Here is an 18,701-nt window from a genome sequence, read left to right as displayed (position 1 = left end):
ACGGCAGCTACCATATGCTGTTGAGAAGAATCGAACGCCTCTGGAACCTTGATCGATGACGCTGGGCTCTGACGTTTCCGGCCTGACGACCACCGCGACGAACGCCGCGGCGAAGGGACTGTCGATTGTCGTCCCCGTCTACAACGAGGCGGCGGGCCTTGCCGCCCTGCATCAGCGGATCTGCGACCTCGCAAGGACCTTGCGAGAGCGCTATCGGCTCGGTTGCGAGGTCGTCTATGTCGACGACGGCAGCGCGGACGCGACACTGTCGATCGCCCGCTCGCTGCCGGCCGATGCCATCGACGTCCAGGTGGTATCGCTGTCGCGCAATTTCGGCAAGGAGGCGGCGCTGATGGCCGGCCTCGACCATGCCCGGCTCGGCGCCGTGATGTTCATGGACGGCGACGGCCAGCATCCGCCGGCGCTCGTCGAGCAACTGGTGCGGCACTGGATCGATGACGGCTACGACGTCGTCTATACCGCCAAGGCACATCGCGACAACGAGACCTTCCTGCGCCGGCTCGCCGTGCACGGCTTCTACGCGCTGATCAACTGGGGCGCCCGCCAGAAGATTCCGGAAGACGCCGGCGACTTCCGCCTGCTGTCGCCGCGCGCGGTCACAGCGCTCAGGCAGCTGCCGGAGCGCAACCGCTTCTTCAAGGGCCTCGCAAGCTGGATCGGCTTCCGCCAGATCCGCGTCGATTACGAACCGGCGGCGCGCGCCCATGGCGTCACCACCTTCAACGCCGCGCGCCTGCTCGGCCTGTCGATTGAGGGCCTGACCTCGTTCTCGGTGGCACCGCTGCGCTTCGCCAGCCTGCTCGGCGTGGTGCTCGCCGGCATCGCCTTCCTGTTCGGCCTCTCCATCCTCTGGGAGGTGTTCACGACAGGCAAGCAGGTGCCCGGCTATCCCTCGCTCGTGGTCGGCCTGATGACCATCGGCGGCGTGCAGCTCATCATGATCGGCATCGTCGGCGAATATATCGGCAAGATCCTCTCCGAGCTGAAGGCGCGCCCGATCTACTTCGTCGCCGAGCACAGCGAAAAGCGCTCCGAGACCGAGAACGCCGACGACGCCTCGAAGAGGACGGCGGCCGAATGAGCGCGGCCGCGAGCCTGCGGCGAATCTGGCTCTGCGCCGACGATTACGGCATCAGCCTGGGCGTCAACCGCGCCATCCGCGACCTGATCGAACGCGGCCGTCTCAACGCGACTTCGGTGATGATGGTCGGCCCCGCGGTCGCGCGCGGCGAGATCGAGGCGCTTCAGACTTCGGCAAAAGTGAGCCCGCGCTGCGCGATCGGATTGCACGTGACGCTGTCGGCGCCGTTCCGGCCGCTCACCATGCATTTTCGCCCCCTCGACGGTGACATGTTCATGCCGTTTCCGAAGCTCTTGCGCGCGGCTGTCTTGCGGCGGCTCGACCGCGAATTCTTTCGCAACGAGGTGAAGGCGCAGCTGGCGGCGTTCGCGGAGGCGTTCGGGCGCGCGCCGGACTTCGTCGACGGCCATCAGCATGTGCAGCTCTATCCGCAGGTGCGCGACGGCTTCGTCGATGCCGTCGTCGAGGCCGCCCCGAAAGCCTGGGTGCGCCAGGGCGGCCGCGACCTGCCGCTCCGGCAACGGCTGGCCTCACCAAAAGCCCTGGTGCTCGATCTTCTCAGCGCGCAATTCCGCCGCCGCGCCGGCGCCGCCGGCCTCAGCTTCAATCCCGGCTTCGCCGGCGCCTATGACTTCACGCGGGGGGCCGCCTTCGGCGAGTTGATGCGGCAGTTCCTCGAAGGCCTGCCGGACGGCGGTCTCGTGATGTGCCACCCCGGCTTCGTCGACGACGTCCTCGCCGGCCTCGATCCGATGACGGATGTCAGGGAACGCGAACACGCCTATCTCGCAAGCGACGCTTTCGCGAGGCTGCTGGCGGACAGCGGCGTGACCTTGGGATGAAACCCGCGAAAGCGGACCTTCCGAGGCAGCTTGTCGCATACCGAAATTTAATCCGGCCGCCACTGTTGGGGCCACATTGGAACCCTACATCTGCCTCGCGCTTGTTTTGCGCGAGGGAGACTGATCATGACGCCGCAGGAACGCCAGCTCGTCGACGACCTTTTCGACCGGCTTTCAAAGCTGGAAAATGCACAGCGCGATCCCGACGCGATCGCCGCGATCTCCGACGGGCTGCGCAAGGCGCCCGGTGCGGTCTATGCGCTGGTCCAGACCACGCTGCTGCAGGACGAGGCGCTGAAGCGCGCTCATAACCGTATCCAGGAGCTGGAAGCGGCCCATGCGCCCGAGCAGGCGCAGTCCGGCGGCTTCCTGGATACCATGCGCGACACGCTGTTCGGTGGAAGCCCCTCGCGCGGCTCGGTTCCGAACGTGCCGCCGCGCGACGCGCGGCCGGTATGGAACAGCGGACAGGCCATGCAGCAGACCCAGCCGGGTTACGGCCAGCCGCCCTATGGACAGCCTTATGGTCAGGCTCCAGGTCAGGGCTACGGCGCACCGCCGGTCGGCGGTGGCGGCGGCTCGTTCCTCGGCACGGCCGCGGCGGCCGCGGCCGGCGTGGTCGGCGGCTCGCTGCTGCTCTCCAGCATCCGCGGCATGATGGGCGGATCGCACCAGCAGGCCTTCGGCGACACCAATTCTCTGGGTGATCGCAGCGCTGGTGGAAGCCCTTGGGGCGGCAGCGACCAGTCCGGCGGCTCGCTCGCGCGCGACGCCGGCCTCAACGATATCGGCTCGAACAGGGAGTCCCGCCAGAGCTTCTCCGATCAGGCGAACAACGATCGGGACAACAACGATCAGAACTACGACGACGATCGCGACAACGGCGACACGGACATCGCCGACGACAGCGATTTCGGCGGCGGAGATGATGGCGGCAGCGATTACGCGTGAGGCTGCTGTGTCGTGTTACGAACAAGAACGGCCGCCCACGAGGCGGCCGTTTTCATTTCGACTCCTTGCTCGGAGCCCCTTCTCCCGTTGTGGGAGAGGGTAAAGAGGGATCACATCACCACGACCTTGGTGCCGACATTGACGCGGCCGTAGAGGTCGATGACGTCCTCGTTGCGCATGCGGATGCAGCCGGAGGAGACGTTGGTGCCGATGGTCCAGGGCTCGTTGGAGCCGTGGATGCGGTAGAGCGTGGAGCCCAGATACATCGCGCGGGCGCCAAGCGGATTTTCCGGACCGCCTTCCATGTGCCGGGGCAGATCGGGGCGGCGCGCGATCATTTCCGCAGGCGGCGTCCAGTCCGGCCATTCGCGCTTGGCCGTGATCGACTTCACGCCGGACCAGGTGAAGCCGGGACGCCCGACGCCGATGCCGTAACGCATCGCCCTGCCGTTGCCCTCGACCAGATAGAGGAACTTGTTCGGGGTATCGACCACGATCGTGCCCGCACTTTCGTTGCCGCTATAGTCAACGGATTGTTTCTCGAATCTCGGATCGAATTGACGCTGCCGCGGGTCGACCGCCTCCTGCTGAAGCGCGCCTTGCTGATATCCACCCTGCATTTGCGGCTCGCCCATCGGCGGCAGGCGGCGCTGGTCGTAATAGCCGGGCTGCTGCTGATACACCGGCCGCTCGGGCGCGTAGGCCGGACCGCGGCCGGGACCGTCGCCGAACAGGAACTCGATGAAGCCGCCGCCCATGTTCGCATTGGAGGCAACGCGCACCGGCGCCGGCGGCACCCGCGGCTGGTAGAGCACCGCAGGCGGATCATTCGGCACCGTATTGTCAAAGGCCGCGGCGCTGTTCGCGCCGGCAATGAAGGTGCAAGCGCTGCCGAGCAGCGCGACAGACATTTTCTTGAACATCGACGTACTCTGTACTGTTTCGTCTAGATCACACGGGTCGTGGAGAGCTGATGGCTGATCCGCGCCCCTCGACGTGGTCAATAAAGAGCAAAAGCCGTTTTGTTTGGTAAACGGATCGGGCGTTTGGATTCACCACGTCGTCAGGCGAGGGGCAATTTGGCGATCAGCGTTTATTTTCGGTGAATGCCGAACGCTCATGGTTAATCGCTTCTTTGCGCGGTGTCGCGCATGGCGCGAACAACAGTTCCTGCCGTGAACTTCGTGTTAAATCGCTTCTGCCTACAAAGACGCGTGAGTGAGGTGGGGGAGTATCTGATGGCTGTTCACCGCAAACGTTTTCGCGTCGAGGACATCGTTAGTGGCGAGATGCCGATTCTCGACGTAACCGAAGAGGCAATGCCGATGCATAGCGAGATCATGGCCGAGCTGCGTGCGATCCGCGCACAGATGGCGAAGGGCGCGGTGCCCTTGTCCGGCAGCGCAGCCATGGCGGCGATCGACGCCTCCACGGCCCACGAACTTTCCGAAGCGCGCACCATGCTCGATACCTACCGGGCGCAGATCGAGCAGTGCGAGAAGCTGAAGGTCGAGCTCGACCTCATCCATGACGCCATCGACCGCACCAAGCGCGAGATCGCGACGCTGCACGGCAAGAGCTTCGACGGCGGCGAAATGGCCAAGGTCAATGGCGAGCTCGGCGCGGTCGTCGGCGGTACCGAGCAGGCGACCCAGCAGATCCTCGAAGCCGCCGAGTCGATCGACCAGGCGGCGAGCGCGATGTCCAAGGTGGACTCGGTCGACCAGCAGAAGCGGCTCGCCGACGACATCCAGGAACGCGTCATCTCGATCTTCGAAGCCTGTAACTTCCAGGACCTGACCGGCCAGCGCATCAGCAAGGTCATGACCACGATGAAGTTCATCGAGCAGCACATCAATGCGATGATGGAGATCTGGGGCGGCGTCGACGCGATCAAGTCGCATGTGCCGGCACCGGTCGATCAGCGCAGCGAGGACGAAAAGCTCCTCAACGGCCCGAAGCTCGCCGGCGACGTCGGTCACGCCTCGCAGGACGACATCGACGCGCTGTTCGACTGAGCGGACAAGGCAGAGAGAAAAACAAAACGCCGGCGCAAGCCGGCGTTTTTTTGTTTGGGATCTGTCTCAGTCCGTCATTCCGGGGCGGTCCGCAGGACCGAACTCTGGTGCGCAATTGCGCACCTGAGAATCCCGAGATTCCGGGTTCGGTCCTGCGGACCGCCCCGGAATGACGGAGAAGAAATCACGCCCTGGGCGCGCAGCGGACGTAGACCATGTTGCCGTAGCGGGTGGCGGCGTCCTTGTCGATGAAGCGGGTGATCAGGACGCGGCCGTCGAAGGATACGATCTCGCGGTCCTGCTCGCCGGGGGTGGGACCCGCCGGCCCGATGTAGTTCTTGCCGCTGGGCGAACCCTTCAGCCGCAGCTCCTGGGGCGTTGCCTGGTCGGCCAGATGCATGATCACGCCGCCGGACGAGCCGGCGGTGATCACGTAGGGATTCTTGCACTGGGCCCTCGCGGCAGCCTCGGTGCGGGCGCGGTCGGCCGGGTTCTGGAACGAGGCGAGACCCCAACGGCCGACGATCTCGTCGGCGCGAATGGTCGCTGGCATTTCCGGACCGGTGCCGGGCTCGGCCTCGGGCGGCGGTGAGGATGACGAGAAAGACGGCAGGCTCATACCGCCGCCGCAGGCGCCGAGCAGCAGCGCCAGGCAAGAGGCCGCCGCCAGATTGGCGACCGTGCGCGCGTGAGCTGAACTGATCATGGCATTCCCCCGAACAAGACCATGGCCGCACCCCTCCCGCAGCCAAGCGCAAAACCGCTGCCGGAGCAATGACGTCCTTTGACACGCCGGCGCCCCGAACAAGTTTCCAATGCCACCATCCTATATCCGCCTCACCAATCGCTTAACCACCTTTGCTTGACAGGATCGCAGCCAAGCCATATTTCCGGGCCCACTATTAGCACTCGGAAAGGCCGATTGCTAAGCGCGCCGTTCGATCCTCGCCGAAGAGGTTGGACGGAAGCGCCGCCCCACCCACTTCCACTACTTCCGAAGCGAGCCTCCAAAGGGAAACGTCATGGCTAAATCCAAATTTCGTCCGCTGCATGACCGTGTCGTGGTCAAACGTATCGACGCCGAGGAAAAGACCAAGGGCGGCATCATCATTCCGGACACCGCCAAGGAAAAGCCGTCCCAGGGCGAGGTCGTCGCCGTCGGCCCCGGCGGCCGCGACGAGGCCGGCAAGCTGATCCCGATCGACCTCAAGGCCGGCGACCGCGTGCTGTTCGGCAAATGGTCGGGCACCGAGGTCAAGATCGACAACGAAGAGCTCCTGATCATGAAGGAGTCGGACATCATGGGCGTGCTGGCCTAAGGCCATCAGCCTGAACGGACGCTGAATGTCATGCCCGGATCGCACGATCCGGGCATCCATCATTCCGCCGGACTCGTCGCCAGCCCCGCGCCGCGACGAGCAAGCGGCAAGACACAGCACGAAACAACACACACCACGAAACACGAGGGATTGCAGAAATGGCTGCCAAAGACGTCAAGTTTTCCGGAGACGCGCGCGATCGCATGCTGCGCGGCGTCGACATTCTCGCCAACGCCGTCAAGGTGACGCTCGGCCCGAAGGGCCGCAACGTCGTCATCGAGAAGAGCTTCGGCGCGCCCCGCATCACCAAGGACGGCGTCACCGTCGCCAAGGAGATCGAGCTCGAGGACAAGTTCGAGAACATGGGCGCCCAGATGGTCCGTGAGGTCGCCTCCAAGACCAACGACCTCGCCGGCGACGGCACCACCACCGCGACCGTACTGGCCCAGGCCATCGTGCGCGAAGGCGCCAAGGCGGTTGCCGCCGGCATGAACCCGATGGACCTCAAGCGCGGCATCGACTCTGCCGTTGCGGCCGTCATCAAGGACATCGAGAAGCGCGCCAAGCCCGTCGCCGCCTCCTCCGAGGTCGCCCAGGTCGGCACCATCTCGGCCAACGGCGATGCCGCCATCGGCAAGATGATCGCGCAGGCGATGCAGAAAGTCGGCAACGAGGGCGTCATCACCGTCGAGGAGAACAAGTCGCTCGATACCGAAGTCGACATCGTCGAGGGCATGAAGTTCGACCGCGGCTATCTCAGCCCCTACTTCGTCACCAACCCCGAGAAGATGACCGCCGAGCTCGAGGACGCCTACATCCTCCTGCACGAGAAGAAGCTCTCCGGCCTGCAGGCCATGCTGCCGGTGCTGGAAGCCGTGGTGCAGTCGGGCAAGCCGCTCGTCATCATCGCCGAGGACGTCGAGGGCGAGGCCCTGGCCACCCTGGTCGTCAACCGCCTGCGCGGCGGCCTGAAGGTTGCCGCCGTCAAGGCGCCGGGCTTCGGCGACCGCCGCAAGGCCATGCTCGAGGACCTCGCGATCCTCACCGGCGGCCAGCTGATCTCCGAGGACCTCGGCATGAAGCTCGAGAACGTCACTGTGAAGATGCTGGGACGCGCCGGCAAGGTGGTGATCGACAAGGAGAACACCACGATCGTCAAGGGCGCCGGCAAGAAGCCGGAGATCGAGGCCCGCGTCGGCCAGATCAAGGCCCAGATCGAGGAAACCACCTCGGACTACGACCGTGAGAAGCTCCAGGAGCGGCTCGCCAAGCTGGCCGGCGGCGTCGCGGTGATCCGCGTCGGCGGCGCCACCGAGATCGAGGTCAAGGAGAAGAAGGACCGCGTCGAGGACGCGCTCAACGCCACCCGCGCCGCGGTGCAGGAAGGCATCGTCCCCGGCGGCGGCGTCGCGCTGCTCCGCGCCAAGAAGGCGGTGGGCCGTCTCACCAACGCCAATGCCGACGTGCAGGCCGGCATCAACATCGTGCTGAAGGCGCTGGAAGCCCCGATCCGCCAGATCTCCGAGAACGCCGGCGTGGAAGGCTCGATCGTGGTCGGCAAGATCCTGGAGAACAAGTCCGAGACCTTCGGCTTCGACGCCCAGAACGAGGACTATGTCGACATGGTCGAGAAGGGCATCATCGATCCCGCCAAGGTGGTGCGCACCGCGCTCCAGGACGCCGCCTCCGTGGCCGGCCTGCTGGTGACCACCGAGGCCATGGTCGCCGAGACGCCGAAGAAGGACGCCCCGCCCGCGATGCCCGCCGGCGGCGGCATGGGCGGCTTCTAAGTCCATCTTTTGCATTACAGTGTTGCGAAGGCCGCCTCCGGGCGGCCTTCTTTTTTGCCGACGATGGGCTCCGCTTTCCGATTCAACCGGCGGCCAAAACCCATTACGGTGGCGCCGATTCTAGTTGTTTGGGCATGATCCTCCCGGAAAACCGCTTCACACTTTTCCGGATCATGCCCGTTGCCTGAGGATTTCGTCGATGCGCGCGCTTCTGGTTTGCCCGACAGTGTTATTGGCGGCCCTGCTTGCGGTTGCGCCCGAGGTCGCCTCCGCCCAGATGAAGCTGTCGCCGAAGGCCACGGCGCCCGGCGGCACGGAGACGCGCTATTTCACCTCGATCGACGGCCTGATGGACGGCAATGCCGACGTCATCCTGAAGGAGACGCGGCAGGGCAAGACGGTCACGGCAGCCGTGCTCGACGTCTGCTATCCCGTCGCCAGGAATTCCGAGCGCAAGGACCGCTTCGTCGTCAATCTCCAGGTCGCGGGCCAGACGCTGACCGGCTCGACGCAGAGCCTCGGCGAGAAGTCGCCCGTCACCGTCAAGCTGCTGCGCAAGCAGGCCGGAGACAGTTTCGAATTCCGCGGCCAGATCGCCATCGGCCAGGCGGTGACCGAGGTCACCTCGCCCGACAATTCCGATCTCAGCGAGAAGGAGTTTCTGGATAACCAGACCTCCGACGACGGCATCACGCCGCAGCCGAAGGACTTCACCGACGTCTCGCCGGAAGCCATCGCGGTCAAGGTCAAGCTGGATGCGGCGACCGAGTTCCTGAAGAGCCTGAAGGGCCAGGAGGTCGAGGTGACGCTGGCGAGCCTCAACGTCGGCTGCGACGCGCTGCGCGCCGGCGAGCAGACCATCAACATGTCGGTCGATCCGGAGCGCGCCGGCGCGCTGCTGGCAAAATTCAAGGCGATGCCCGGCGTCACGGCCGCGGGCTGGACGGCGGGCATGACCGAGATGGACCGCACCATCCGCATTCCCGCCGCCGACTGGCGCGACGGCGACAAGCTCAATCGCGACAAGCTCGCGACCGCGGTCGCCGGCGTGCTGAGCAGGACGCTCGCGGCAAAGCCGGTGGCGCAGAGCTTCAACCCGGCCACCGGCAAGCTCAAGCTGGTCTTCAAGCGGCCGAACCAGGATTTCCCCGCGCTCGATCTCACCGACACGATCGAGGTCGCGGGCCTCGTCTCGCCCGACAGACCGGGCACCACCGACAAGCTCATGCTCTGGATCGGCAGCCCCGCGACCACGACCACTGACGAGAGCAGCGGCGCCAAGCTCAAACTCTCGGACGACACCTCTGCCGACGAGGAAGGCGAGCAGCCCGACGACAACGGTTCGGTCGAGGCCCTCGCCAAGGAGCTGAAGGGCCAGCGCTGGGATGCCGACAAGTCGGTGTGGAAATAGGCTCTCGTGCTCCGGACGCAGCGCAGCACGTCAGTGACGCGCTGCAGAGCCGGGGGCCCAGAGGCTACGAGCGAAGTCGTCGATAGAATACTGGGTCCCGGCTCTGCGCAGCAACGCTACGCGTTGCAGCGCGTCCGGGACACGCAATTAGTGCTGCGGCACTAATTCCCCGTCGTGCGAAAGCGCAGCGGCTTGGGGCCGAGAAGCGTCAGCACGTCGCCCTGGCGCTTCCAGGTCTCGACGCTGCCGAGGGCCGCGACGAGGTCGTCGTCGGCCTGGGCCCTGGCCGGCGGGCAGGAACGATCCTGGATCTGGCCGGGCACGAAGATCACGGTGTTGCCGGCGACCGAGAACTGGCCCTTGCCGCCCTTGCACCAGAGCTCCAGCACAACCTCGCCATTGTCGCCGATCTCGATGTTCGGAATCCGCTTCGAGCCGGGCTGCGGCAGCGCCTCCAGCGTCATCTCGGTGCCGAACGGGAAACCGTCCTCGGCACGCGCGAGCGTGGACGTCGCGAGCATTGCAACCGCCGCACACACCAACCGCCTGAGCGAAACCATGAAACCTCTCGACCGACCTGATTTGCCGCACCTTCTATAAGACGGCGGCGCCATTGAGAAGGTTCGCGCAACGTCAATGCAAAAATCCCCGCGGGGCGGAACCTCGCGGGGATTTGCATTCGGGGCCGGAGTTGGCCTGCTACTTCAGGACCATTGCCGTGAACGGCCAGACATAGGCCTGCAACGTCACGAGCACGCCGACTAGGCACGCCAGCACGATCGAGTGCCAGAACACGAAGCGCAGGATGGTGCCCTCGTGGCCGTACCAGTTGGTGGCGGTGGAGGCGACCACGATCGACTGCGCATCGATCATCTTGCCCATCACGCCGCCGGACGAGTTCGCCGCCGCCATCAGGACCGGCGACAGGCCGAGCTGCTCGGAGGTGATCTTCTGCAGGTTTCCGAACAGCACGTTGGAGGCGGTGTCCGATCCCGTCAGCGCCACGCCCAGCCAGCCGAGCAGCGTGCCGAAGAAGGGATAGAGCACGCCGGTTGCGGCAAACGCCAGACCAAGCGTCGCGTCGACGCCGGAGAGGCGTGTCAGCGTGCCGATCGCGAGCATCGCCGAGATCGTGATCAGCGAGATCGCGCAGAGCCGGATGGTGCGGCCGTATTCGGTCGCGAGCTTGCCGGGACCGACGCCCATCAGGAAGCCGGAGATGATCGCGGCAATCAGCATGCCGGTGCCGGTGAACGAGAGATAGGTGAAGCCGAACACCGCGCTCTCTTTCGTCGGCCCTGGCGCGACCGGCGGCATCTTGTTGATCATCTGGTGCAGCTCGGGAATCGGGTAGTTCCAGACGAAGATCGAATTCGCCCAGCTCTTGAAGGCGCCGTTGCCCCAGACCAGCATCACGATGCAGACGATGATCCACGGCAGCAGCGCGCTGAACAGTTCGCTCTGCGTCAACGGCGTCTTGTCGAGCGGTTTTGCCGCCGCCATGGTGGCTGCCGATTCATCGCGGCCGCGCAGCGCCGGCGACAGCCAGAGCTGCCTGGGCTGCCAGACCTTCAGGAACAGGATCAGCGCGCCCATCGAGATCAGCGACGCGCCGATGTCCACGATCCAGGGGTTGATGAAGTTCGAGATCACGAATTGCGGGATCGCAAACGACACGCCGGTGACCAGGATCGCCGGCCAGACGTCCTTCATGCCCTTCCAGCCCGCGAATGCCCACACCACCCAGAACGGCACGATAAGCGAGAAGAACGGCAATTGCCGGCCGACCATCGCACCGAGGATGTAGGGATCGAGCCCGGTGACCGAGGCGAGGCCCTGGATCGGCGTGCCCAGCGCGCCATAGGCGACCGGCGCGGTGTTGGCGATCAGCGACAAGCCTGATGCCGCGAGCGGCGAGAAGCCGAGGCCGATCAGCACGGCGCCGGTGATCGCGACCGGGGTGCCGAAGCCCGAGGCGCCCTCGAAGAAGGCGCCGAAGGAGAACGCGATCAGCAGCAATTGCAGCCGCCGGTCCTCGGTGACGCCGCCCACCGCACGCTTCAGGAGTTCGAAGCGTCCGGTGGCCACCGTCACCTGGTAGAGGAAGATGACGTTGAGAACGATCCAGCCGATCGGAAAGAAGCCGGTCACGATGCCCAGCACCGAGGCGCGGATCGACATGTTCGCCGGCATGGTGAAGACGAAGATCGTGATCAAATTGGTCACGATCACGGCGATGACCGCCGCGATATGCGCCTGAACGCGCCCACTCGCGATCAGGACCAGCAGCGTGACGACAGGGATTGCCGCCGCGATCGTCGACAGCACGGGGCTGTGCAACGGATCATAGATTTGATTCCACATGGTCTTCCTCCCCCACGCATGTTGCGGCAGGCGACCCGCGTGGAGAGCCGATCCTGCTTGACGCTGGAAGCGATAACCCCCGAGTTGGAAGCGAATTCCTCGCGAATGCGGCGGTTCCCGTCCGCTCACAACCTCGCGAAATCCCGGAGCCCCCTAGCCCGCGCCGTCGAGGCCCATGCTAGGGTTGCAAGCTGCGACAAGCCAACGCAAATTGCAGAACTTGCGACTTTAGTCTAAGCGCGCCCATTTCCGCCATTGGCTCAGCCCTTTGGCGCCGGGCCGTTATGCACATCCCCTCAGGAGACCCAGCTCTGTGAAGAACATCAGCGCCACGCTCGCGACCGTCTGGCGAATCGCCATGCCCTATTTCCGGTCCGAGGACAAATGGGCCGGCCGCGGCCTGCTCGGCGTCGTCATCGCCATGGAGCTAACGCTGGTCGCGATCAATGTGCTGCTCAATCAGTGGCAGAACCGGTTCTACAGCGCACTTCAGGCCTACGACCTGAATGAGTTTGTCGTGCAGGTCTGGATCTTCCTCGGCCTTGCCTTCACCTACGTCGCGCTGGCCGTCTACAAGCTTTACCTGAACCAGTGGCTGCAGATCCGCTGGCGGCGATGGATGACGCAACACTATCTCGGCGAATGGCTCGACGGCGCCACGCATTACCGCATGCAGCTGAAGGGCGACGCCGCCGATAACCCGGACCAGCGCATCACTGAGGACGTCACGAACTTCGTCGAGCAAACGCTTGTGCTCGGCCTCGGTCTGTTGTCGTCGATCGTGACCCTGGCGTCGTTCATCGTCATCCTCTGGGGTCTGTCCAACAAGGCGCCCCTGCACATTTACGGCACCGATATCGTCATCCCCGGCTTTCTGGTGTGGTGTGCGCTTGCCTACGCGCTCCTGGGTACAGCACTGACGCACTGGATCGGCGCACCGCTCATCAATCTCTATTTCGAGAAACAGCGCTACGAGGCCGACTTCCGCTTCAACCTGCTGCGCGTGCGCGAGAATTCCGAGCAAATTGCACTCTTGAAAGGAGAGAGCGCGGAGCGAGGTCATCTCCTGCAGCGCTTCGGCTACGTCATCGGCAACTGGTATGCGATCATGAGCCGGACCAAGCGCCTGACCGCCTTCACGGCGAGCTACGGTCAGGCTGCAACGATCTTCCCCTATGTGGTGGTGGCGCCCGCCTACTTCGCCAAGAGCATCCAGCTCGGCGACATGATGCAGACCGGCTCGGCCTTTGGCCAGGTGCAGGATGCGCTGTCCTTTTTCGTCACGGCCTATCGATCTATCGCGGAATGGCGCTCGATTGTCGCTCGTCTCGATGGCTTCGAGATGGCGGTCGATACCGCGGCAAACTTGCCGGCGCATGAGGCGACGATCATGCTCGAGGCGGCGGGCGGCAGCCGCAATGTCGACCTCCAGAAGCTCTGCGTGTATCTCCCCAATGGGGTGCCGCTCGTGGCGGCCGATGGCTTTGCGATCCAGGCCACGGAGCGCGTGCTCGTCACCGGGCCGTCGGGCTCCGGCAAATCGACGCTGTTTCGCGCCATCGCAGGCATCTGGCCTTTCGGCACCGGCGCCATCGTCGTGCCCGAGAAGGCGAAGCTGATGATGCTGCCACAGCGCCCTTATTTCCCGGTGGGCGTGCTGCGCGATGCCGTGGTCTATCCGGCTGCGCCGGGCGCATTCGAGACTGCGCAAATTCGCGATGCGGTGACCGCCGTTGGCCTGCCCGACCTCGCCGAGCGGCTCGAGGAGGACGGTCACTGGAACCGGATGCTGTCGCTCGGCGAGCAGCAGCGTCTGGGGCTCGCCCGCGCGCTGCTGCACGCGCCCGACTATCTGTTCCTGGACGAGGCCACCGCCTCGCTCGACGAGCCGTCCGAGGCCCGGCTGTACCGGCTGCTGGCAGAGAAGCTGCCGCAGGCCACCATCGTCTCGATCGGCCACCGCTCGACGCTCGACGTCTTCCACACCCGCAAGGTGGCGCTGGCGAAGGAGGGCAAGATCCACGTCCTCGGCAAGGGCGGAGCGCCAGCCGAGAAGGAGCCGAGCGCGGCGCGCTGAGGCGGCAGCGGGCGCCTCCGCGAACTCGTCATGCCCGGGCTTAACCCGGGCATCCACGTCTTTCCTGCCTCGGAGCTAATACGTGGATGGCCGGGTCAGGCCCGGCCATGACGATGAGGCGACATCGAGCGCTAACCCGTACACATCGCGCCGAAGCAAACCACAGCCCCTGTCAGCCCAAAGCAAAAGGGCGGCAGGTTGCCCTGCCGCCCTCGCCAAGTCGTTTCGGGACGAAACTTACTTCAGGTTGCTCATCGCCGTCAGGTCGAACGACAGCTTGGCAATACCGGCCGCGCCGCACCAGTTCGATCCGGCGCCGCCCGGGTTGATCGGGGTGACGTTGGTGGTGCCGGTGGCGTTGAAGGCGCTGGTGAAGGCGTTGCAATCACCCTTGTTCAGGTCGGTGTCGGAGTAACGCAGGTCCAGCGTGAACACCTTGTAGGTGAAGCCGATGCCGATGTTCCAGGTGTTGTAGTCCTTGTACGGGATGCCGTTGGCGAAAACGGTGCCGACGCCGGTGCCGTAGAAGGCATCCGAGGTGCCGAACCACTGACGGCCGAACTCACCCGACACGTACATGCCGACGCCGGACGGGCCGAAGACCGTGCTGGGAGCCGTGTACTTGGCGGTCAACGAAGCGTAGTTGCCCCAGGCACCCGAATTCAGGAAGTTCGGCGAGTAGTACTCGTTCACGCCGACCGCCCAGTTGTCGTTGATGGTGTAGTTCATCTTGCCGTAGACTTCGAAGAAGCTGACGTCCTTCTTCATGACGTTGCCGTCGGCAAGGAAGATCGTGGTCGTGCTGACGGGGCAGACGTTGCCGCCGGGAACGCCGCCGGTGAGGAAATTGTCGGCGCAGCTTCCGCCCGGATACAGGTAGCCCCAGACGCCGATGTCGAAGGCGAAGGCGCCGAAGGTCGGGCGAATACCGCCGTAGATGTCGACTTCAGCAGCGGCGCGATTGGCGAAGGAGATGCTCTCCGCGGACACGCCGACGTAGAGCTGGAGGTCCTTGGTGACGTTGTAGCGCGGCTCGAAATAGGCGGCGACCGAAGGCTGATGGTTCGACTGGGTGACGCCGCGGAAGATGTAGTCGCTGACGAGCGCGCCGCCGAAGGCGATATCCCAGGGATCGAAAGCAACCACCGGCGGGGCCTTTTTGGCCTTCACCGCCATGTCCGCCGCGAAAGCCGAACCCGTCGTCACCATTGCCAGCGCCGTTGCCAACAAAGCCACTTTTTTCATTTCGATCCCCATCACCAGTTCTTAGACCCCAGTCGGATTCCCAGAGGCCCCCCGGGGCATCCGACCTGACTGCAAAATTCGTAACTGCGGCAATTTGGATTGGCGGACGTGAACCGTGAAGCAAAAAGCGCGGGCATCTGCCGACTTTTTGGGCGTTTTGACGCTTTCACGAAAGGTTGTCAGCCTGTGTGTCTTCTCGATCACATTATTTGCACTCCAGAGTGCACCGGAGACCCCGGGTTAGTACGGAGCCCGGCGGTACCGTGCTGTTCGCGCTACGAATCAGGCTCCCCCCGGAAATGATGGCCTCCGGAAGCCGTCGCGGCGATGCAAAAAGGCCGCAGCTTCGTGGCTGCGGCCTTCCTGTTGTCGATCATGGGCGCGGGGTTGGACCTTGCCCTTGTCCTAACCTTGCCCTTCGGCCGGTGCCGCTTCCGCAGAAGACGAAGGCATCGCCCAGCTTGTCTCGGTGGCCGGCTCGGGAGCCGGAGCTGCTGCCGGCGCCGACGGCTTCGGCGCGGGAGCTGCCTTCGCCTTCTTCGGTGCCGCTTTCTTCGCAGCCTTCTTGGCGGCCTTCTTCGGTGCAGCCTTCTTGGCTGTCTTCTTGGCTGTCTTCTTGGCAGCCTTCTTCGGGGCGGCCTTCTTGGCCGATTTCTTCGCTGACTTCTTGGCAGACTTCTTCGCGGACTTCTTGGCTGCCTTCTTCTTCGTCGCCTTCTTCGCCGCTACGACCTTCTTGGCCTTTTTGGCCTTCTTGCTTTTTTTCTTCTTCGCTTTCGCCATCGTGGTCCTCCTGTTGCCGCCGAACAATGGTCGATCGGGCGCTTCAGCCGTCACCTCCGGACGAAAGCTCAGCTCGACGTGTGGAGTGCCGGCCGCGATCCGCCCGTAGCCCAATCGAGAAGCTCAATCGTGTGTACGACCGGAACTGACGTGCCACTGGCAATCTGCACCATGCAGCCGATATTGCCCGCGGCAATCATGTCCGGCTTGACGCTTGCGATGTTGGCGACCTTGCGATCGCGCAACCGGCCCGCAAGCTCGGGCTGGAGAATGTTGTAGGTCCCCGCCGAGCCGCAACACAAATGGCTCTCAGGGACATCTTTCACCACGAATCCATTCTTGGAAAGCAATTCTTTCGGAAGGCCCGTGATTTTCTGCCCGTGCTGCAACGAACACGCGGAGTGATAGGCGACGACGATGTTGTCTTGCCGTTCGACTTGCTCCAATCCGAGACCGGCGACGTATTCGGTGATGTCCTTGGCGAGCGCGGACACCTTCGCCGCATCGGCTGCGAACGCAGCGTCCTCACGCAGCAGATAGCCGTAGTCCTTGATCACGGTGCCGCAGCCGGACGCCGTCACCAGGATGGCGTCGAGCCCCTCGCCTGCAGCCTCTTTCTGCCACGCCGTGACATTGGCGCGAGCCCGCGCCAAGGCATCCTGGTCGTTGCCGAGGTGATGGGTGAGCGCGCCGCAGCACTGCTCGTCCCGGACCAGGACAACCTCGATGCCATGGCGGGTGAGCAGACTGATGGCCGCCTGGTTGATGCGCGGCGCCAGCACCTGCTGGGCACAGCCCTGGAGCAGCGCGACCCGGCCGCGCTTCTTGCCGAGCGCCGCGAACACGCTGCCCGGGAGTGGACCGGGCGGCGGCAGACGGTTCGGAGCCAGCGCAAGCATCGCCTTGAGGCGCTGGATCAGGCCGGGCGTGGCCGAGGGCCGCGGAGTCGGCAGGAACACGGCAAGCGGGCGGGCCAAGCGCGCCAGCACCATGCTCAAGCGAAAACGCTGCGGGTCCGGCAGGACGAAGGCCAGCACCTGACGCAGCAGCCGCTCGGCCAGCGGCCGCTCGTAACGCTGCTCGATCCTGACGCGGGCCTGGTCGACGAGGTGCATGTAATTGACCCCCGAGGGGCACGTCGTCATGCAGGACAGGCACGACAGGCAGCGGTCGACATGCTTGACCACCTCGGCCGTCGGCGTCTGGTCCTTCTCCAGCATCTCCTTGATCAGATAGATCCGGCCGCGCGGACTATCGAGCTCGTCGCCGAGCAGCACGTAGGTCGGGCAAGTTGCGGTGCAGAAGCCGCAATGGACGCAGGCACGCAGGATCTTGTCGGCTTCCGCGATATCCGGATTGGCGAGCTGGGCGAGTGAGAATTCGGTCTTCATGCCACAGCGCCCCGCCTCAAGCGTCCCCGGTTGAGAATGGTCTTCGGATCGAAGCTGGCGCGCACCCGCTCGCTCAGGGCGGCGATGCCGGGGGCTTGCGGGTGGAACACATCGACCATGTGCCTGACGTCCTCGGCCGCCCGGATCAGCGTGGCGTGCCCGCCGACCGCATTCGTACGTTCGCGTACAACCGGCGCATGCGCGTCCGACTTCGGCGGCAGCGCTGCCCAGATCAGTCCGCCGCCCCAATCGTAGAGCACGTCGCCACCGGTCTCGCGCGCCAATTGGGTCCCAAGCGCCGCGCCTGACGCCGGCGGACAGACGATCCGCCACACCGGCCAGGCTCCCAGCGCGCCGCCGGCCGCGAACGGCAGGACATCGCGGATCGTGGCCCACAGCGCCGCGGACGCCATGTCCTCGACCAGGGTCGCGGTTCCGAACGGCGCCAGCAATTCCCGCAGCGAGCCGGCGCGATGCGCGGCGGAGGCGGTGATCCCTTCGAGCCGCAGCACGGTCAGTGCCTCGCCCTGGCCGGCGACATCGCCGAGCCCTTCGGTCTTGGCCCGGAACGCCGATTTCGGCAGGTGCGCGGCACCGGAGACGTCGAAGGGCGAGCCGAGCGCCGCGGTCATCGCCTTGTTGGCGGCGGCATCGTCAAGCCCGCGCAACAGCAGCGTCCGCTCGGCTTCCGGCTTCGGCATCACCTTGAGCGTGACCTCGGTCATGACCGACAGCGTGCCCCAGGACCCCGCCAGCAGCTTGCAGAGGTCGTAGCCGGTGACGTTCTTCACCACCTTGCCGCCGGTCTTGAAGCTGTCGCCGAAACCGGAGACGGCGTGCGCGCCGAGCAGGTGATCGCGCGCCCCGCCCGCCCTGATGCGCCGCGGGCCGGCGAGCCCGGCCGCGATCATGCCGCCGATGGTGCCTGAGACGGACGTGCCGAGCAGCGGTGCCGTGTTCATCGGCTCGAAGGCGAATTGCTGGTTCTTGGCATCGATCAGCGACAGCACGTCGGCCAGCGGTGCGCCGGTCTGGAGCGTGACGATCAGCTCGTTGGGTTCATAGGAGGTGACGGCATTGAGCGCGGAGACGTCGAGCACGGCGTTGGTCGCCATGGCATGGCCGATGCCGCGCTTGCTGCCATGGCCGATGATCTCGAGCGGCTGCTCATTGGCAATCGCCGCGCGCACCACCTCTTCGACGTCTTTGGCGTCTCTGACCCTGAGCGTATCCACGGGAAAAGGCGGTAGCGAAATTCGCGTCGGAAATCAATTCGACCAAGGCTCGTATCCTCCATCCTCACGGAGGCCCTTGTCTTCATTCACCCCGCGGCGCAGGCGCGAGCACCGGCTTGTGCAGCCCGCCGCGGCGCATCCGTGCTTCGATCATCATCGAACCATCTCAGCCC

Annotated in this window: 16 protein-coding genes; 8 read left to right on the top strand and 8 right to left on the bottom strand. The window is 65.0% G+C overall.

Annotation, left to right across the window (positions count from 1 at the left end; genetic code table 11):
* Positions 1 to 55 precede the first annotated feature (55 nt).
* From RAD15_RS18220 to RAD15_RS18210, 3 genes are all read left to right on the top strand, one after another.
* Positions 56 to 1,102 carry a glycosyltransferase family 2 protein gene (locus RAD15_RS18220; protein ID WP_458179520.1) on the top strand — a complete coding sequence of 349 codons (1,047 nt, stop codon included), beginning with the start codon at positions 56 to 58 and terminating at the stop codon, positions 1,100 to 1,102.
* Complete coding sequence (locus RAD15_RS18215; RefSeq protein WP_458179519.1) at positions 1,099 to 1,944, top strand: ChbG/HpnK family deacetylase; 846 nt, start codon at positions 1,099 to 1,101, stop codon at positions 1,942 to 1,944. The genes RAD15_RS18220 and RAD15_RS18215 overlap by 4 nt, the downstream gene beginning before the upstream one ends.
* Before the next feature lie 126 nt (positions 1,945 to 2,070).
* Positions 2,071 to 2,895, top strand: coding sequence for a DUF2076 domain-containing protein (locus RAD15_RS18210; protein WP_458179518.1), 825 nt, complete (start codon positions 2,071 to 2,073; stop codon positions 2,893 to 2,895).
* Positions 2,896 to 3,005: 110 nt separating this feature from the next.
* On the opposite strand, the gene RAD15_RS18205 is transcribed toward RAD15_RS18210, so the two are convergent.
* Positions 3,006 to 3,818, bottom strand: a complete 813-nt coding sequence (locus RAD15_RS18205) for a L,D-transpeptidase family protein (protein WP_458179517.1) — start codon at positions 3,816 to 3,818, stop codon at positions 3,006 to 3,008.
* 315 nt (positions 3,819 to 4,133) lie between these two features.
* Here RAD15_RS18205 and RAD15_RS18200 point away from each other — a divergent pair, with 315 nt between their 5' ends.
* Complete coding sequence (locus tag RAD15_RS18200) at positions 4,134 to 4,913, top strand: protein phosphatase CheZ (RefSeq protein WP_458179516.1); 780 nt, start codon at positions 4,134 to 4,136, stop codon at positions 4,911 to 4,913.
* Positions 4,914 to 5,097: 184 nt separating this feature from the next.
* Here RAD15_RS18200 and RAD15_RS18195 read toward each other — a convergent pair whose 3' ends face one another.
* Positions 5,098 to 5,619 (bottom strand): hypothetical protein, encoded by a 522-nt coding sequence (locus RAD15_RS18195; RefSeq protein ID WP_063687171.1) that lies wholly within the window; start codon positions 5,617 to 5,619, stop codon positions 5,098 to 5,100.
* A 316-nt stretch (positions 5,620 to 5,935) separates the two neighbouring features.
* Here RAD15_RS18195 and RAD15_RS18190 point away from each other — a divergent pair, with 316 nt between their 5' ends.
* The 3 genes from RAD15_RS18190 (at position 5,936) to RAD15_RS18180 (ending at position 9,433) form a co-directional block, all read left to right on the top strand.
* A complete protein-coding gene (locus RAD15_RS18190) occupies positions 5,936 to 6,232 on the top strand; it encodes a co-chaperone GroES (RefSeq protein WP_458179515.1) in 297 nt (98 codons plus the stop codon).
* A gap of 158 nt (positions 6,233 to 6,390) precedes the next feature.
* Positions 6,391 to 8,022 carry a chaperonin GroEL gene (gene groL / locus RAD15_RS18185; protein WP_458179514.1) on the top strand — a complete coding sequence of 544 codons (1,632 nt, stop codon included), beginning with the start codon at positions 6,391 to 6,393 and terminating at the stop codon, positions 8,020 to 8,022.
* 199 nt (positions 8,023 to 8,221) lie between these two features.
* Complete coding sequence (locus tag RAD15_RS18180) at positions 8,222 to 9,433, top strand: hypothetical protein (RefSeq protein ID WP_458179513.1); 1,212 nt, start codon at positions 8,222 to 8,224, stop codon at positions 9,431 to 9,433.
* A 161-nt stretch (positions 9,434 to 9,594) separates the two neighbouring features.
* On the opposite strand, the gene RAD15_RS18175 is transcribed toward RAD15_RS18180, so the two are convergent.
* Together RAD15_RS18175 and RAD15_RS18170 are read right to left on the bottom strand one after the other, a co-directional pair.
* Complete coding sequence (locus RAD15_RS18175; RefSeq protein WP_458179512.1) at positions 9,595 to 9,993, bottom strand: META domain-containing protein; 399 nt, start codon at positions 9,991 to 9,993, stop codon at positions 9,595 to 9,597.
* A 139-nt stretch (positions 9,994 to 10,132) separates the two neighbouring features.
* On the bottom strand, positions 10,133 to 11,797 hold the full coding sequence (locus RAD15_RS18170; RefSeq protein WP_458179511.1) for an L-lactate permease: 1,665 nt from the start codon (positions 11,795 to 11,797) through the stop codon (positions 10,133 to 10,135).
* A 313-nt stretch (positions 11,798 to 12,110) separates the two neighbouring features.
* Here RAD15_RS18170 and RAD15_RS18165 point away from each other — a divergent pair, with 313 nt between their 5' ends.
* Positions 12,111 to 13,874, top strand: coding sequence for an ABC transporter ATP-binding protein/permease (locus RAD15_RS18165; protein WP_458179510.1), 1,764 nt, complete (start codon positions 12,111 to 12,113; stop codon positions 13,872 to 13,874).
* 237 nt (positions 13,875 to 14,111) lie between these two features.
* Here RAD15_RS18165 and RAD15_RS18160 read toward each other — a convergent pair whose 3' ends face one another.
* The 4 genes from RAD15_RS18160 to RAD15_RS18145 all read right to left on the bottom strand — a co-directional run bounded on the left by RAD15_RS18160 (position 14,112) and on the right by RAD15_RS18145 (position 18,528).
* Positions 14,112 to 15,119, bottom strand: coding sequence for a TorF family putative porin (locus tag RAD15_RS18160; protein WP_458179509.1), 1,008 nt, complete (start codon positions 15,117 to 15,119; stop codon positions 14,112 to 14,114).
* A 405-nt stretch (positions 15,120 to 15,524) separates the two neighbouring features.
* Complete coding sequence (locus tag RAD15_RS18155) at positions 15,525 to 15,902, bottom strand: histone (RefSeq protein ID WP_458179508.1); 378 nt, start codon at positions 15,900 to 15,902, stop codon at positions 15,525 to 15,527.
* 68 nt (positions 15,903 to 15,970) lie between these two features.
* Positions 15,971 to 17,293, bottom strand: a complete 1,323-nt coding sequence (glcF, locus tag RAD15_RS18150; protein ID WP_458179507.1) for a glycolate oxidase subunit GlcF — start codon at positions 17,291 to 17,293, stop codon at positions 15,971 to 15,973.
* A complete protein-coding gene (locus RAD15_RS18145) occupies positions 17,290 to 18,528 on the bottom strand; it encodes an FAD-binding protein (RefSeq protein WP_458179506.1) in 1,239 nt (412 codons plus the stop codon). The genes glcF and RAD15_RS18145 overlap by 4 nt, the downstream gene beginning before the upstream one ends.
* Positions 18,529 to 18,701 lie beyond the last annotated feature (173 nt).

The sequence above is a fragment of the Bradyrhizobium sp. 14AA genome (assembly GCF_054185205.1).
The sequence above is the reverse complement of the archived record's forward strand: the minus strand, read 5'-3'. Positions and strand labels throughout refer to the sequence as shown.